Origin of the sequence: Rhodococcus sp. NPDC006774 (assembly GCF_040636045.1) — a bacterium.
GTDB lineage: Bacteria > Actinomycetota > Actinomycetes > Mycobacteriales > Mycobacteriaceae > Rhodococcoides.
This window is the reverse complement of the sequence record NZ_JBEYIW010000011.1, coordinates 28503-47551: the sequence shown is the minus strand read 5'-3', so window position 1 is coordinate 47551 and position 19049 is coordinate 28503. Positions and strand designations below refer to the sequence as shown.

Below are 19049 nucleotides of genomic sequence, written 5' to 3'. Positions count from 1 at the left end.
GGTCATCTACTCCTCTCGAGGATGTACTGGGCGACGGCAGGGCCGATGGCATTCCATCCGCGTGCCTGCCCGAGTGCGAGGTGCGGCAGATCATAGGGATCCACCCGAAGTTCACCGCGGATTCGCTCCCGCCACAACGTCTCTCGTTGCGCACCGAAGTCGGGATCGAGCCCTTCGGTGGCGGACACGAGGAGGGCGTCGCCGTCGAACGGTGCGGGGTCTGCCGAGGCCGTCAACCGGAGGTGGCGTACGTGAGCCGACACGAGTCGCTCTCTGGTGGTGTCGTCGAGCGCACCGAGGAGCGAGTCGCTGCCTACGTAGGCCGCGATGTCCTCGCGCTGGGACTCCAGCTGCTCCTGCGCCGGTGCGTCGGACGGAACGATGAACGAATCCAGCAGCACGAGCGACGCAACGGTCTCACCCGCAGCGTCGAGCCGTGCTGCCACCTCGTGGGCGATCTGGCCGCCGAACGACCACCCGAGCAGATGATAGGGGCCGGAGGGCGACACCTCGCGCATTCGGCGGTACTGGTCGTCGACCAGGGCGTCGAACGTGTCGAGTTCGATCTCGCCATCGGACAGGTACGGATCCTGCAGTGCCACTACCGAAGTGGGAGCGGGAAGGAAACGCACCAGGCCCATGTACGACCACGCCAGGCCACCTGCGGGCTGGAAGCAGAACACCGTGTTCGGCCCTGCGTCGCGCAGCCGCAACACCGGATCGAGCATCGTTCCGGATTCCGATCCCGACGCGGCGGTGTCGGCGAGTGCGGCAGGCGTCGGCCGGGCGTAGACGTCTCGAACTCCGACGGATCGGCCGAGCACGGACTCGAGTCGACGCGTCAGCCGGACGACGAGCAACGAGTGCCCGCCGAGCGCGAAGAAGTCGTCGTCACGGCCTACCCGCGTGGTTCCGAGAATCTCGACGAAGATGTCGGCGATCGCTTGTTCGAGTGCGTTCTCCGCGTCGGCCGAATCTGCCGCCGCGGCATCCCACTCCGGTGCAGGCAGTGCACGGGTATCCAACTTGCCGTTGACGGTCAGTGGTACATCGTCGACCACCGTGATGGCGGACGGAACCATGTACGCGGGAAGCTGCTGACGCAGAGCGGCTTTGACGATCGCAACGTCGATCGCGGCACCCTTCTCGGGGACGATGTACGCGGCCAGTGCGCGATCTCCGGCCGATCCGGTCACGGTGACGACCGCAGCGCGAGCGACACGATCCTGCGCGGTCAAGACGTTCGCGATCTCGGCCGGCTCGATGCGATGACCGCGAATCTTGACCTGGTCGTCGGCTCGACCGAGGTAGTCGAGTGTGCCGTCGGGGCGACGCCTCGTCAGGTCACCTGTCCGGTACATCCGTGCACCAGGTGCACCGAACGGGCAGGCGACGAAACGGTCCGAGGTCATGGCCGGCATCGCGAAGTATCCTCGTGCCAATCCCGCTCCGGCCAAATACAATTCGCCGACCGCACCGATGGGTGCCGGTGACAGTGTGGAATCGAGTACGTACGCCGCGGTGTTCGCGATCGGTCGCCCGAGGCTCGGCCGCTCGGTGTCGGCGACATCGGCACCGAGTGCGTTGATCGTGTACTCGGTCGGCCCGTAGAGGTTGTAGCCGTCCACACCGGGGGCGGAGCGCAACGCATCCCACAGCCCGTCTCCGACGGCCTCCCCGCCGAGCGAGACGAACACCACGCCCGTCGCTCCGGAATCGACCGACCCGGATGCCGAACTCCGGCAACGCTCGCGGTCCAGCAGTCCTTGATCGACGAGATGTTCTCCGTACGTGGGCGTCACGTCGAATGCATCGATCCGGTGCTCGTCGTAGTACTCGAGCAGTTGTTCCGGGTCGCGTCGCAGATCCTCGTCGATCACGTGCACCTCGTGGCCCGCGAGCAGCCACAGCAGCTGCTCCCAGGAGGCGTCGAACGAGAACGACGTGGTGTGCGCAATCCTGATCCGTCGGCCGCCCTGACGGAGAAGAACCGGCTCGAAGATGGCGGCCTCGTGGTTGTAGAACATGTTCGTCAGACCTCGGTACGGCACGGCCACACCCTTGGGGCGCCCGGTGGAACCGGACGTGAAGATGACGTACGCGAGTTGGTCGAGATCGGTGTGTGCGCCGCGATCGTCGTCGGTCACGGCCGCGCCGGATGCGTCGTCGATCGCCTCACGCGACAGATCCAGCAGCACCGTGCTCGGCGCAGTCCGAAGATGCTCGGGAAGCCGATCGACGAGAGACGAATCCGTCAGGATCACCGCGGGTTCGGACACCGCGAGCATGTGACCGATCCGGTCCTGCGGGTGTTCGGGGTCGATCGGCACGTACGCACTGTGTGCCGCGAACACCGCGAACAACGCGACCACCATGTCCTCGGATCGGGGGAGCAACAACGCGACCCGACGGTCCGGCCCCGCTCCGAGCGACAGCAGGACACGGGCGGTTCGGTTCGCTCGCTCGACCAGCTCTGCATAGGTCAGGACGGTGTCGCCTGCACGAACCGCGGGAAACGATGCAGAACTCTCGGCCTGGCGCAGCAGAAGGTCGTAGACGGACAACTCCGGGACAGCACGCGCCGTGTCGTTGAAACGGTGCACCAGCAGGTCGCGTTGCGCGTCGGTGAGTGGGTCGCAGCGTGCGACGAGACCGTCGACGTTCTTCGTGATCGCGTCGAGCGTCCGGGTGAAGGTGTCGATCCACTCGCGTACCGTCACTTCGTCGACGACGTCCTCCTGGAACATCACCCGCAACCCGGCAGTCGGGGCCGAGGTGGACCCGGCGTCCGGGTCGACGACTATCGACAGCGGGTAGTGCGTCGCGTCGCGCAGCGTCACGTTCTCGACGCGCACCCGGCTGCCCGGCGGACCGAACGGTGTTTCCGGTGAGATCACCGGGGTGTTCTGGAAGACGAACAGTGTGTCGAACAGTGCGCGGTGTCCCGACATCTGCAGCAGCGCCGACAGGGTGACGTACGGGTGCGTCAGATGAAGCAGCTTGTCCTGCTGGGCTTTCTGCAGCATCTCGGTCACCGTGTGCGACGGGTTCGAGGTGAATCGTGTCGGAAGAGTGTTGAACAGCAACCCGATCGTGGTGTCGATTCCGTCGATCTCGGGTGGGCGCCCCGACACCACCGATCCGAAGAGCACGTCGTCGGTGCCCAGAATGCGACGCAGTGTCATTCCCCACGCCGCCTCGAACACCGTCGAGAGGGTGACGCCCGCGGTGGCAGCGACCTCGAGCAGACCCTGGGACACCACGGGATCCACGGTCACGCGTAGGTCCCGAGAGTTCGACGACGACGTCGCACCGAGCGATCGGCGGCGCGGAGCGACGAGGGTGGGCTCGTCTATCCCTCCGAGATATCTCTGCCATTCTCTCTCGGCGGCGGGCAGGTCCTGTCGAGAAAGCCATGCCAGGTAAGTGCCGAAAGATGCTGTGGATCTGCTCCGTTCGGCGTCTTCGTCGGTGTAGCTGTCGAGGACGGACATCAGGAATCGCCAGATCGACCACCCGTCGAGCAGAATGTGCTCCGCCGTGAAGACGAGATGATGATGGGTCGGTCCGTCGGACAGAAGACCGAAGCGAAGGAGCGGCGGGTTCGAGGCGTCGAACGGTATCGACGCCTGTTCGCGGGCGAACCCGTCGACATCGCTGCCGGTGCGGTACGTCCACGGCACATCGAACGTCTCCGGAACCACCTGCACCGCGCGATCACCGATCTCGGCGAAACCCACTGCAACGTTGGGGAATTTGTCGATCGATGCCCTCGCTGCCGCGTCGAGGCGGTCTCGATCGATGTGTCCCGACAGCTCGACCACGGTCTGCGAGACGTAGACGTCCGCCTCGCCCTCGCTCCCGGCGAGCAGGTGAAACAACAGGCCGGTCTGGAGGGGCGAGAGCGGCCACACGTGCCGCACCGGTCCGAAACTCCGCCGCAACCGAGCTGCATCCACGTCCGACAGCAGGGGAACGAGGTCCGCCGAATCCCCGTTGCGCCGCGCATCGGTGAGCGCGGTCCGCAAGTGTCGGGCCCAGGTTCGAGCGGCGTCCGCTACCGGTAGGCCGCCGAGAGCCCGGTCTGCCGCCGTCACACGAGCGCGGATCGACGAGTTCGTCGTCAACGCGAACGTCGGTGCAGAGCTGCGCATCTCCGTGAACTGTGAAGATCGGCCGATGACGAGAGCGACGGTTGCTCGTGGCATCTCCTCGAACACACCGACCGTGTGTTCGCTCGTGTATGCGGCCACGTCGTAGGTCGACGGGTCCGGATCGTCCCTGTGCGCATTCAGGAATTCGTCGATGCTCCTCTGGGCATCCGCCGAACTCAGAGAGAACGGATACCGTCTGCGCAGATGCCCGATCGTACGAGCGTGTCCATCCCGGTCGGGTTCGTCGATCTCGACCAGCCACGCCTCGCCGGCACCGAGGTCGGTGAGAGTGCGCGCCAGGGCGATCAGTGCGGCAGCGCGGGTGCGGTCGGTATCGAGCGCATCCGCGGTGTCCGGCGCATCCGCGGTGTCCCACACACCTGCATCGGCCGTTCCAGGTTCTCCGGCCGGGAACTCGGTGACGGTGGCTTCCAGCACGTCGTCGCCGAAGTCCAGCCAGGCTTCTGCATGCTCGACGATCCCGAGATCCGTCGCACGAGAATCCAACTCGCGCAGGTAGTCCGCGAAGTCGAGAGTGGAGTCCACCGCGACGGGTGGCCACGATTCGGCATCGACGAACAACGGATGGGCGCGTAGTACGGTGCCGGACTCGCATTCGGTTGCGGTGACCGGTCTCGAGCCGACGTCGATGGTCCCATCGAGCGGGCGTGCGATGGCATCGTCCACCGAGGCGATCGCGATGTGCCGCCCACCGTCGCCGTCGCGAACGAGGGTCATCCGCAGAGCGTCGAATTCCGCCATCAGTCGGTAGGCGGTGGCAGGCGACCCGCCCGGCACCGTCCATTCGACACAGGCGTCGTCCGAGATTCCGGCATCGAGCATCCTCAGTTGCGCCGGTGCGAGCCGGGCGGTGCCGGACGATCCCGGGGTGGTCGGTACAGCGATCTCGGCCACCACGAGTCGCGGATGACGAGTGCCCTGCACGAGGACGGCGTGGACCCCGGAGAGCAGCGTCCGCGCGGTCGTCTCGGTGAAGAGGTCGCGGTCGTACACGAGGGTGAGCGAGCGTTGGCCTTCGGCGGTGAACCCGATTCCGAACGTCAGGTCGAACTTCGCCGCCAGCGATCCGCCCCCGAAAGCCGAACGGGTGCCGACGTGTCCGAAGTTCGGACGGATCGGGCGATCGTCGACGTCCGCGATCATGACTTGGAACAACGGGTTGACACCCGGTGTCCGCGGCGGGTCGAGGGTCGCGACGACTGCTTCGAACGGCACGTCGCGGTGGTCGTACGCCTCCAGATCGCTCGAGCGCACTCGATCGACCAACTCGGTGAACGTCAGCGCGTCGTCGACCGATGCCGAAAGCACGACAGTATTGACGAAAAAGCCCACCGTGCTTGCCAACTGCGCATCATTGCGACTGTCCACCGCGGTGCCGATCGGGACGATGTCACCGGAACCTCTGGCTCGCAACACCATTGCGACGGCAGTGTGCAGCAGTACGAGTGGGGTGACCGCATTTTCGCTCGTGGATCGATCGATGGCGTCCGACAGTTCGTCGGACAACGGAACGGTCACCAGTTCTCCGGTGCCGCCGGCGTCGGCCCTGCGCTCGAAGTCGTGCGGGAGCGCAGTGACCGGCGGAACGTGGCCGAGTCGCTCGACCCAGAAGTCGAGGTCGGACCGATCGGTTGCAGTCTCACGCTGCCACCGCGCGAACTGCGCGTACGTCGCGGCGGTGTGCGTCGTCGACGGCAGTGGGTCTGCGGCGTTGCCGAGAGAGCGCCCGTACGCCGCGGCGAGCTCGTCGACCAGAATCTTCACCGACTCCTGATCGCACGCGATGTGGTGCAGCGTGATGCGTAATCGGGTCGCGTCGCAGGACAGCCGAATCGGCAGCTCGGACTGCAGATCGATGGGCGTCGGCACCGTGACTGTCGGTTCGACGCGGAACTTGTCGGCTGCCTCGTCGACCGACAGAACGTGTTGGGTCCAGTCGCCCGAACCGGCCGGATACACGGTGCGCAGAATGGGATGTCGCGCAACGAGTTCCACGCCTGCTCGGTGCAGGGCGACGGGGTCGAGAGGCTCGTCCGGTTCGAGATCGAGCGTGAGCAGATACGCCGTGGACGGGCCGGACAGGCTCTCCAGGAACAGTAGTTGTTCCTGCCCGAACGACACGGGTGCCCCGTCGGCGTCCGAATGGTCACCCGGCCTGCCGACCTGAGCACCTGCAGTGAAATCGATTGCTGCGCCGAGTGAGGCGACCGTCCGATGATCGAACAACACGGGCAAACCGACGCGGACACCGAACTCGGCGTGCAGTGCAACCGCCAGTCGTAGCGCCATCAGCGAATGACCGCCGAGAGAGAAGAAGTCGTCGGAAACACCGATGTTCGGCACGGACAGCACCGCCGCGAAGACCCGGCACAGACGCTTCTCGATCTCGGTGCGAGGAGCACCGCGACCCGCGGGGTTCGCTGTCGGTTCCGGGAGCGCTCTGCGGTCGAGCTTGCCGTTCGCGGTGACGGGGACGTCGTCGAGGATGGTCATGTACGTGGGGACCATGTACTCGGGGAGCTTGCTCTGCAACCACGACGTCAGGACCGTCTGCAGCTGTTCGCGATCGATGCCGTCGCGATCCGTGGGGATCGCGTACGCACTCAGCACGTCTCCCGACTCTCGGTGCAGGACGGTGACCGCGGCGTAGCGCACCGAGGGGTGGTCGGACAGTGCCGATTCGATGTCTTCCAATTCCAACCGCATGCCGCGAATCTTGACCTGGTTGTCGGCCCGACCGAGGAAGTCGAGTGAGCCGTCCGACCGCCACCGCGCGAGGTCGCCGGTCCGGTACATCGCCGAGCCGTCGGCTGCGAACGGATTGCCCACGAATCGTGCCGCGGTCAGCGCCGACGCGTTGCGGTATCCGCGTCCGAGCAGCGACCCTGCTGCGTAGAGTTCGCCGCCGCATCCGATCGGGACCGGGCGAAGTCGTGAATCGAGAACGTAGAGTTGCGTGTTGGGGTTCGGCCGACCGATGGATGTGGCGATTCGGTCGTCCGCGTCGTGGTAGATCACATGGGAGACACCGATGGTCGCCTCGGCCGGCCCGTACCCGTGGTAGAGGGTCGTGTCCAGTCGATCCCGAAAGCGGGAGAACAGGTCAGGGGTGAGAACCTCTCCGCCGCACCAGACGTGCCGCAACCCGGACAGGGCGTTGTCGGTGTCGAGGTGCAGCAGTGACTCGAGCATCGACGACACCAGGTAGACGAACGTCACGCGTTCGCGGGCGATGGTGTCGAGGAGATAGAACGGGTCCCGCTCGCCGCCGTCCTTCGCGACGACGACGCGGCCACCGCACACCAGCGGCAGCAGGATCTCGTTGATCGAGATGTCGAATGCCAACGGTGCCTTGAACAGTGCGGCGTCGTCCGCGCCGAAACCGAGGATGTCCGTCCGCTGCCAGTTCAGGCGCTCGGAGATCGCACCGTGTCGAATCATGGCACCCTTGGGTCGGCCGGTGGATCCCGACGTGAAGATGACGTAGGCCAGCCGATCGGCCGAGAGAGCCTCGAACTCGCAACGGACCGCCGGGTGATCGAACTGCCAGTCGTCGAGGTTCACGACCGTCTCGTCCGGCACGACGGAGGAATCGTCGAGGTGCGCCGAATCAGGATGCGAGAGAACGACTCGCGTGCCGGAATCGGTGAGTACGCGTTCTCGTCGGTCCCGTGGCCAGGACGGGTCCAACGGTACGAACGCGCCGCCTGCCCGCAGGACGGCCAGCAGAGAGATCACCATTTCCGCCGAGCGCGGCATGCTCAGGGCAACGACGTCCTCGGCGCGAAGGCCGTTCGCGACGAGCGTGGACGCCAGCTGCTCGACCATCGCGGCGGCACGCTCGTAGGTGATGTGGCGCGTACCGTCGACGATGGCGATGCTGCCGGGACGATCACGCGCGCGCTCGGCGAACATGTCGGGTACCGGGGTGCGGTCGATCACGGAGTCGGTGTCGTTGAAGGCGTGGACGATCCGTGATCCGGTCGGTTCGTCGACCAACGTCAGTTCGCTGATCGGCCGATCGGGTGCGGCACCGATCGCGGCCAGCAGAACGGCCAGTGCGTCGAAGCGCGTGTCGATATCGGAGGCACTGGCGCGGTCCCCTCGCATCTGAACCGTGACGGGCGCGGACGGCCCGATGCAGGTCAGGACGAACTCGAGATCGTTGAACGGCCCTACGCTCAGTGCCTGTCCCGACCAGCCGATTCCGTGCGAATCGACCTCCCCGACAATGATGTTCGCACCAGGACCGAACGAGCGTCCGGCCGCGCTCGGCTGTCCGAGCGCGCGATCGCGGATCATGTCCTCGCCGCGGTAGCGGCGGTGGGGATGCGATTCGGCCAGCGAACTCCTGATCTTTCGTGCGACGTCGGCGACGCGGTCGAGCGGCTCGATACGCACCATCAACGGATGAGTCGTCGAGACGGTGCACGGTTCGGAGCGCAACAGGTCCGTGGTCCGTGCAGCGGTGGGCAACGTCAGGGTCACGTCTCGTTCTCCCGACCAGCGGTGCACGAACGCCGCGTAGACGGCGAGATAGACGTGCGCCGGCCGTACCCGAGCCGATTCGGCGAGGCTACCCAGCGCACCGACCAGATGGGCGGGCAGGTCCGTCCTTCTCTCGTACACCGACCCGGTGGGGCATGCAGGCATCGGTAGCAACGTGATCGGAGGTGCGGCCGCTGCGAGCCGCGTGCGCCAGAACTCGCGGTCGCGCAGGAACTGCTGGGACTCCCGGTACGAAACATCCTCGGCCACCGCACTGTCGGCGAGCCAGGGGCTGCGGTCGGTGCCGCCGTGGACGTACGTGTCGGTGACAGCGGTCGCGAGCAGCACCGCACCCGCAGCGTCGAGAACGATGTGGTGTGCGCGGAAATACCACACGTGACCGTTGTCGCTCGAGACCAGTACCGAGCTCATCAGCTGATCGAATTCGAGATCGAGCGGGGTGCTCAGATCTTTCGCGGCGAGGACCGCCGTCGTCGCTACTGCATCCTGTCCACGTCCGTCGACCAGCGTGGTGACGATTCGAGCGTCGGACGAGATGCGGACGGGCCTGCCGTCGTGATCGGTGGTGAAGCGGGACCGTCCGCCTCGGTATCGGTCGAGGACCGAATCGATGGACGTGAGCAGTCTGTCGACGTCGAGGTCCGAGGGAAAGGAGATCTCGAAGCCGATGTTGAATGCGGCGCTGGTCGGGTCGGCCTGGTGCGCAATCCACATGTCCGTTTGTGCCGCGGACAGTGTCGTGCCGACCGAACGAGCTGCGTAGGTGGTGTCATGCACGGAGTTGAGCTCCTTCGTCGGAGGTCGGGCGGTGATGCGAGCGGATGTCCTCGGGCGACCGGCCGGCGGCAACAGCCGCCACGGCCGCGGCGAGGTCGCGCGCTGTGGTGTCGTCGCCGATCAGTGCGTGGACCGTCACCTCGACGTGTGGGCCGTCGGACGAGGCCACCGACTCGATGCGGTATCCCCGTCCCGAGGACGTGTCGAGAGGTTCGGCCGATGGTCCGTCCGGCGGCACGATACGGGCGCGCCACAACGTCTTTCGACGTGTGTCGATCGCCAACCGCAGCCCTTCGTTGCGTTCCCGAAGCGACCGTTCGATCTCGACGAGGTCGTCGGCGGACAGCGGGCGGGCAACGGGCGTGCTGACGGTGTGCACGTGTTCGACGATCCCGGCGTTCTTCGCTGCGCGTACCCCGGTGGGCAGTGGCACCGGGGTACCCGGCGCTGCCGTCGTTGTGCGTGCGGGGGAGCGGTACTGCGCGGATGCAGCGCTGCGCCGGGCGATGTCGGCCAACGTGCGGAGCTCGAACACATCGCGGACGGTGAACGTCAGACCCGTTCGAGTTGCTTTGGCGGCGAGCAGAACCGCGCTGATGCTGTCTCCGCCCGATCGGAAGAAGTCGTCGTCGAGGCCGATACGCAGGCCCAGATCGTTCTCGGCAATGTGCAGCAGTGCTCGTTCGGCATCGGTATCGGGTGCGCGATGATCACGAGCTTCGACGGCCGGCTCCGGAAGCGCGCGGCGGTCGAGCTTGCCGTTGACGGTGACGGGTATCGCATCGAGCGGGACGATCGCTGCCGGAACCATGTGCTCGGGCAGACGCTGCCGGAGTCGATCGTCGATATCGACAGGCAGAGAGCCGGATACGCGAGCCACCACGTACGCGACGATCGAACCGTCGCGCACCACGGCTACGGCGGACTCGATGTCGGGGCATTCGTCGGTGATGGCGGCGGCAACCTCGCCGAGCTCCACCCGCTGGCCGCGAATCTTGATCTGGTCGTCGGCTCGCCCGAGAAATTCGATGTCCCCGTTGCGCCGCCACCGGGCGATGTCACCCGTGCGGTAGAGACGAACACCCGGGGACCCGTGTGGATCGGCGACGAATCGCGATGCGGTGAGGGACGGGCGACGGTGATATCCCTGCGCGAGTTGTATCCCCGCGATGTACAGATCTCCCGCCACTCCGAGAGGAACCGGCCGAAGGTGAGAGTCCAGAATGCGAATACCTGTGTTGTGCACCGGTGTTCCGATCGGGACCGAGGACCGGGGGTCCACGTCGGCGACGGTGTACGCGGTCACGTCGATCGCGGCCTCCGTCGGGCCGTACAGATTGTCCAGTCGTATGCCGGGAAGAGCTTCCCGAGCGCGACGCGCCAGATCCGGGAGCAATGCTTCTCCGCTGCAGATGATCCGACGAAGCGAGGTGCACGCGGACGCATCGGTGGCAGAGAGAAACGCGTCGAGCATGGGCGGGACGAAGTGGATGGTGGTCACCGCTTCTTCTCGGATCACCCGGCCGATGTACTGCGGATCACGATGCCCATCGGGCTCGGCCACCACGGTCGATGCACCGACGGTCGCAGCGAGGAAGAATTCCCACACCGACACGTCGAAGCCCGCGGGAGTCTTCTGCAGAACCACGTCGTCGTGGCCGAGCCGGTACTCGTCCTGCATCCATCGAAGGTGTCCGACGATGGCCCGATGTGTGTTGACAACGCCTTTCGGGCGCCCGGTCGACCCCGAGGTGTAGATGACGTAGGCGGCATCGTCGGGTGCCGGGCGAACAAGCGTCGTCGACGGCATCGCGGTCGAGGAATCGAGCGGATCCACCACCGGTGTTGTGCCGTCTGCGAACCCGACGTCGCCGGGTCGGCCCACGATCGCTATCGGCCGAGCATCCTCGACGGTGAAGCGAAGCCGGTCCTCGGGGTAGCTCGTGTCCAGAGGCAGATACGCCGCCCCGGAACGGATCACGGCCATGATCGAGACCACCAGTTCGAGCGATCGGGGAACGGCAACGGCGACCACCGAGCCGGGCCGCGCTCCGAACTCGGACAGTCGACGCGCGAGAGCCTCACTGCGATCGGTCAGTTCACGGAATGTCAGGTCGCGCCCGGCGAACCGAACTGCCACCGCGTCCGGCCGGTGTGCTGCACCGGCGTCGAGCAGATCGATCAGGGTGGCGTCGTCGGTCGGGAACGAGGTGTCGTTCCAGTGCGCGACGGCGTCTGCTTCGGCGGCCGAGGGACCGCCCAACTCGGCGATCGAGACCGCCGGATCGGTTGCCAGAGCGGTGGCGTTGTTCACCAGCCGTTCCAGCAGAGCGAGGGCAGTGTCGTCGTCGAACACGTCGGTGGCGTAGTCGATCGTCACGGCAAGGCCGTCGACGCTCTCGCCGAACTCCACGAGCACGTCGAATTTGGCGGTGTGCGTCGACACGGCCTCCGGTTCCAGTACCGAATCCCCCAGCGTCAGTTCGGAAGACCTCCGCGGTGGCACCTGGTGCACCACCATCACGTCGAACAGTGACTCGGAGCCGGATGCGGCGACCACGCGCTCGAACGGCACATGAGCGAGGTCGTATGCGTTCAGCGTTGCGCCGCGCACACGGTCGACGACGGTCCGAAGGCTCGGTGATCCGGACAGGTCGACGCGGAGGACGACGGTGTTGAGGAAGTAGCCGATGGTGTCCGCAGCGCCGGCGCGGGTGGATACCGGCAGACCTATGCAGACGTCGTCACCTGCCCCACTGCCGGCGAGGGTCACTGCAACCACGGCTGAGGTGAGCATCGGCATCGTCGTACCGGTCCGTACCGCAACGGACTTCAGGCCCGCAACTGCGCCCCGAGGCAGGTTCCGCTGCACGCTGCCCGCCGTTCGGGTGTCGGTTCGGCGGGCTCGTCTGGGCCGATCGAGGGGCAGTTCGGTCGATTCGGGTGCCCCGTTCAGTACCTGCATCCACGAGTCGAGTCCGGAATCGATGTCGACGGGTTCTTCGACGTCTGCGTACTGGGCGGCGTCGGAGTGCCACAAGGGACGGTGTCCCGCCGAGCGCGCCGAGTACGCGAAGGTCAGGTCGTCGAGCAGCACATCACGTGACCACTCGTCGAATGCGATGTGGTGCACCACGATCACGAAGTGCTCAGCGGTGGTGAATGCGCGGATCGGGATGTCGGTACCGAGGTCGAACGCCGTCCGCACGACATCGGTGACGCTCTCCTCGGTGGAGACCATGATGGTCTCGGGTACCGGCACGATCCTCGCAGTGGGCTCTCCGGCCGGACTCGGATACACCGTCCTGAGAATCTCGTGCCGCGCGACCACGTCTCGCAGCGCCGCACCGAGCGCCTCGGTGTCGACCGACTCGGATCTGCGCCACACGAGTGGAACGTTGTAGGTCGCTCCGGTGCCACGGACGTTCCAGTCCATCCACATGCGGAATTGGCCCGGTGTGAGCGCCGATCGATCACGCCGGGCGACGTTCTCGGTCGTCCGGATGTCGCACGGCGACGAGGACTCACACAACCGGGCCACGGCGTGCACGGTCGGCTCGGACATGAACCCGCCCAGAGGAATCCGAACACCCAGTTCTCGGCGGATACGGCCCAGCACGGCGATGGCACCCATCGAGTGGCCGCCTGCAGCCAGGAAGTCGGTGGTGCGACCGACGCTGTGGATGCCCAGCGCGTCGGCGAACGCCGCCGCCACCGCCCTCTCGGTCTCGGTTCGGGCAGGCTCGTCGGCGGCCTCGACCCGAACCGGGTCGGGTAACGCACGCCGGTCGAGCTTTCCGTTCGACGTCGTCGGAAGCGAATCGAGACGCACACAGGTGGCTGGAATCATGTGTCGCGGAAGCGTGGTGGACAACGATCGGACGACGTCGCCGTCGGAGAGATCGGCACCCGCACTCGTGACCACGTACGCGATCAGCGCGCCGTCACGGACCAGCACGGCAGCATTGTCGATCCCGGGCACGGTCACCAACGCGTCCACGATCTCGCCGAGTTCGACCCGCACGCCGTTCAACTTGACCTGGTCGTCGTCACGTCCGAGGTACACCAATTCACCTGTGGCCGACCAGAGGGCGCGGTCGCCTGTGCGATACAGCCTGCGCCCGTCTTCGGAGTGCGGGTCGGCGACGAATCGCCCGGCGGTCAGGGCAGGCGCACCGGTGTAGCCACGTGCCAGCTGAACGCCACCGAGGTAGAGATCGCCGGGTGCGCCGGGTGGAACCGGTCGCAGCGCGTGATCGAGGACGTACGTGCCGGTGTTTCTCACCGGCGCTCCGATCGGAACCGACGCGGCCTCGTCGTCACGGCGTACCCGGTGCGCCGTGACGTCGACAGCAGCTTCGGTGGGGCCGTAGAGGTTGTCCAACCTGACGTGCGGCAGTGCGTCGAGAGCCCGTCGGGCAGTGCTGCGCGGCAGAGCTTCTCCGCTGCACACGAGCAGGCGAAGTGTGGGGTTGGGCGCGCTGTCGAGGGGAGTACCGGCGAGATACTCGGTGAGCATCGACGGAACGAAATGGGCGATGGTGACCCCGGCATCGTCGATGAGGCGATGAAGATACTCGGGATCGGTGTGACCGTCGGGATCGGCGACGACCAGGGTCGCGCCGGTGATCAAGGGCAGGAAGAACTCCCACACCGACACGTCGAAACCGGCAGGCGTCTTCTGCAGAATGCGGTCGTCGATTCCGACGTCGTATCGATCGCGCATCCACTCCAGTCTGTTCACCGCCGCGCGATGAGACACCGCGGTGCCCTTCGGTTTGCCGGTGGAACCGGAGGTGTAGATGACGTAGGCCGTGTTGTCCGGTCGCAGCGGTGCAGGTACCGGCCCGGTGCCGGTGCCGGTGCCGGTGGCGCATGCGTTCGACGGGTCGAGGACGGCGACGTCGGTGAATGGAAGCGAAAGTTCGGTACTGAGGACGACGCGCGGATCTGCATCCGCAGCAATGTATCTCAGCCGTTCCTCGGGTAAACCCGAGTCGAGCGGAAGATATGCAGCACCCGCGCGGTGCACGGCCACCAGTGACAGCACCAGCTCGTACGAGCGCGGCACATGAACCCCCACCACGTCCTCCGGTCCGACACCTGCGTCGAGGAGCGCGCCTGCGAGTGCATCGGCATCGCGGTCGAGTTGCGCGAAATCGACCGTGCGATCACGGTGCACCACCGCAACGCGATCGGGGTGGGTGCGGATGGTGTCGGAAACGAGCTGGGGCAGAACGGATTCAGCCATCGGTGCGGGTTCGCCGTGTGCCCAGGTGTCCGCCACGAGACCGGTGACGGAGGGGTCGGTGAGGGTGCGTCTCGACACCGGGACCGACAGATCGTCCGCAAGTGTGCGAAGAGCGTGGGAGAAGCTGCGCGCGTACTGTTCTGCGAGGTCTGCGTCCAGTACGGCGGTTGCATATTCGACCGAGTACGCCATCCACGATCCGCGATCGTCGACGGTGAACGTGATCGGGAACTTGGCGGTCGCGGTGCTCGGTGCCTCCCGGCGACCGGCCTGTGTGCCCAGCTGCAGGCGGGTGTCCTCGCCGGTGTCGGAGAGGAGGACCGTCATGACCGACGGAACCGTGGTGTCCGAGAGTCCGCACTGCGAGACGACGTCCTCGTACGCGAGTGCCTGGTGATCGAAGGCAGAGAGATCCGCGGATCGGACGCCGTGCAGGAATCGATCGAGAGTCTCGTCTCCGACCATCCGGGTTCGCAATATCAGCGTGTTGAGGAAACATCCGATCGAGGCGTCGAGCGCGGAATCGGTGCGTAGCGACACGGGAGCAGCCACCAGGATGTCCGTGGCACCGGTCATGGCGGACACCGCAAGTGCGGTGGCCGCGTGGCACATCATGAACAGGCTCACTCCTGCGTCGGCTGCAGCCCGGCGGAGAGCATCCGCGTCTGCGGACGAGAGTGCGAAGTGAAGCGTCTCGCCGGCGTCACCCACCGCGCCGGTTCGTGCCAGCGGCGACACCGGGGGTTCGGCCAGGGTCCGCTTCCAGTGAGCGAGCATGCGCGACGCCGTGGACGTGGGGTCGTCGGACGTTCCGAGCACGTCGCGCGACCAGGACGCGAAGTCGTCGTATTGCACTGCGAGAGGGGGTAGCTCGGGCTCGACACCGTTCACTCTCGCGGCGTATGCGGCAGCGAGATCGGAGCGGAAGACGGATTCGGATCGGTCGTCGGTGGCGATGTGATGGAACGCGACGGTGAGGCGGTTGTTCGTCCGGTTCCACCAGGCTCGGACGGGTGGCTCCTCGGTCACGTCGAACACGATCGACTCGGGTGCCGGGGACACCTCGGTGACGTCGAGCACGGGATCGACCGTGTCGAGTACGACCGGCCGTTCGTGATCGGGGTAGACGGTTCTGAGTATCGCGTGTCGATTCACCACGTCGAGCAGAGCCGCACCGAGTGCCGTGCTGTCGATCGGGCCGTCGAACTGCCACTCGACAGGAACCGTGTACGACGCGCTGTGCGGTGCCCACTGATGCAGGGCCAGCATTCTGCGTTGTGCGTCCGACAGAACCGGTTCGGACACAGCGTCTCTCGGCATGAGCGGCACAGTCGCCGGTGCCGCGTCGACGAGCCATCGAGCCAGCGCTGACGGGGTCCGGTGATCGAACACGGCACTGATGGGGACGCTCTGACCGGCGCGTCGTGCCAGCGACTGGCCGAGGCGCACCGCGAGGAGCGAGTCGCCGCCGTGGGAGAAGAAGTCGTCGTCGGCTCCCACCCGATCTCGACCGAGCACATCGGCGAACGCACTGCACACCGTCGCCTCACGCGGGGTGGACGGAGCGCGGTAGTCCTCGCTCCCGACGAGTTCCGGTTCCCCGAGCGCACGACGATCGAGCTTTCCGTTCGCAGTCAGCGGGAACGACTCCAGAACGAGAACTCCACTCGGAACCATGTATTCGGGCAGATTGTCCGCGGCCCAGGATCGAATTCGCTGCGCGTCGGTTTCGGCTCCGGCGACGGGGACCACATATGCAGCAAGATAGGCCGAACCCGCGGGCGTGGTGCGCACCGTGACCGCACAGTGGCGCACGTCCGGATGACCGGCGAGAACCGACTCGACGTCCTCCAGCTCGAGTCTCATCCCACGGATCTTGACCTGGTTGTCGACGCGGCCCGCGAACTCGAGAGTGCCCTCCGGCGTCCAGCGTGCCCTGTCGCCGGTGCGGTAGAGACGGCTGCCGTTGTCGCAGAACGGGTTCGCGACGAAGCGGGACGCGGTCGACGCTGGGGCGTGAACGTAGCCGCGGCCCAGAAGGTAACCCGCTGCGTACAATTCGCCGTCGGTTCCGATCGGAAGCGGGCGAAGGTCCTCGCCCAGCACGTACAGCGCAGTGTTGGGGTTCGGTGCACCGATGGATGTCGCGATCCGGTCGGCGGTGTCGGAATACACGACGTGCGAGACGCCGATCGTCGCTTCTGCGGGCCCATAACCGTGGTACAGGGTGGTGTCCAGTTGCTGTCTGAAGCGCGCGAACAGTGAGGGCGTGAGGACCTCACCGCCGCACCAGACGTGCCGCAGTCCTGTCAGCCGCCCCGCACGGTCTCCGGTGGCGGAGGCGTCGATGTCGAGCAGGACGTCGAGCATCGACGACACGAGGTACACGAACGTCACGCGCTCGTTCGCGATCAGGTCGAGCAATCTGTCTGGATCGCGTTCGTCACCTGGGCCTGCGATGACCACCCGTCCACCGCTGACGAGCGGAAGCAAGAATTCGTTGACCGAGATGTCGAAGGACAGTGGTGCTTTGAACAGGGCAGCGTCGTCGCTCCGGAAGTTCAGCAGTCGATTCATCTGCCACTCCATCCGAGCGCAGATTGCGTCGTGACGGATCATCGCGCCCTTGGGTTTTCCAGTCGATCCCGACGTGAACATGACGTACGCCAACGAAGATCCGTGGATGTCCGCCTCGGGCATCGTGTGTGCGTGGTGCGCGTGCACCCAGTTCTCGAGATCGACGGGCACCGATACGACGGAGTCGAGCGCATCGCTGTCGAACCGGATGCACAGGAGGCCGATTCGGGCCTGCGCGGCCACATCCTCGCGCCTGGCCAGGGGCCACGACGGATCCACCGGTACGAAGGCTCCGCCCGCTGCCATCACCGCGAGGGCCGCCACGACGGTCTCGGCGGAGCGGGCGATGCCGATACCGACCGTCTGTTCCGATGTCAGTCCACGGGCCGACAATTCGGTCGCCAGCTCGTCGACCCGTCGTTGCAGTTCGGCGTAGGTGATGCGGCGGGTGCCGTCCACCACCGCGACCGACTCGGAGTGCAGACGCGCGGATTCGCGAAACACGGCGGGCACCGTACGCTCCTGCGTCGGCTCGGCCGTGTCGTTGAACGAGTGCACGACAGACTCGTATTCGCTGTCGGACAGAATGTTCGGTGCCGACACGGGAGTGTCGGAACGAAAGGCGCGCAGGAACGCCCGGAGCCGATCACGGTGTACTCGCGCCGAGGCTCGCGGACCCCGTACGTCGATCACGGTGCCGAGACCCGGCTCGCTCTCGACGGCGAAGTCGATGTCGTCCACCGGACCCAGGCGGACTCCACGCATCCGAATCTGCTGATCTCCGAACGAGATCGGACTCTTCCAGACCATCATGTTGATGCTCGCGCAGTGGGTGGGCGAGCCTGCCGCTCGACCATGAGCGCGTAACGCGTCGAGTTCGGGGATGAGCCCTGCTTCGACGTCGGACAGCCGGTCGGACGGCTCGATCGTCACGCGCATCGGATGGGTTCGGGAGAGCATTCCCAGCTGCTCTCGCCGGACCGAGTTGGACCGTGTGTGCAGAGCCGTCGACACAGTGACGGTTCTGCGGCCCGACACTCGGTACACGTACATCAGGACCGCCGCGGTCAGTGTGCGCGCGTCGGCGGGTAGATCGATGTCCGACTGTGCGAAATCCAAGGTGGAACACCCTGTTTCCGTCGGATCTGCCTTGTCCGCCAGGGCCACGGCGTTCTCGACGCGATCGGCTCGACGTGCGATCTCCTCGGAATCGATGCGCGCGTGGTCGCTACCGCGGTACTCCAGTTCCTCGTCCAGGAGCATCCTCGGCGACCACGTCGGAGTCTTACCGCCGTTCCATACGTCCGCGACCGCGCGCGTGAGTGCGCGCACCGCATACGCGTCGACGACGATGTGGTGGTAGCCCTGATACCAGCGCAGGTGGCCGTCGCCCAGATCGAACACCGTGTGCGTGGACAATGGGCCGTCGAGCGATCTGACCGTGTCGAGGTCGGATCGGATCGCCTCGTCGGCGGCAGCCGGATCACAGTCGACGCGTTGGACATTCACCGTCGGCGGTGTGGAAATCCGACGAACCTGCGACCCGTCGTCGGTGAACAGCACGTGCAGGTTGTCGGCCGCGCGGAGCACCGTGTCGATACTGTGCACCAATCGCGCCGCATCGGCGTCGGACATCTCCATCAGGTCCACGACCCAACCGATGTTGAACTCCGCGCTGTCCGGGCGCAGCTGCTGGGCCGTCCACACGTCCAGCTGCGACGGCGTCAGGTCCAGCGATTCTCCACGGGCGCTGTGCATTC

2 protein-coding genes are annotated in these 19049 nt (G+C 66.2%); both read right to left on the bottom strand.

Annotated elements, in window-relative coordinates; translation table 11 throughout:
• Nucleotides 1-2: 2 nt before the first annotated feature.
• Nucleotides 3-9461, bottom strand: coding sequence for an amino acid adenylation domain-containing protein (locus ABZ677_RS17515; RefSeq protein ID WP_358371565.1), 9459 nt, complete (start codon nt 9459-9461; stop codon nt 3-5).
• Nucleotides 9454-19047 (bottom strand): amino acid adenylation domain-containing protein, encoded by a 9594-nt coding sequence (locus ABZ677_RS17510; protein WP_358371563.1) that lies wholly within the window; start codon nt 19045-19047, stop codon nt 9454-9456. The genes ABZ677_RS17515 and ABZ677_RS17510 overlap by 8 nt, the downstream gene beginning before the upstream one ends.
• Nucleotides 19048-19049 lie beyond the last annotated feature (2 nt).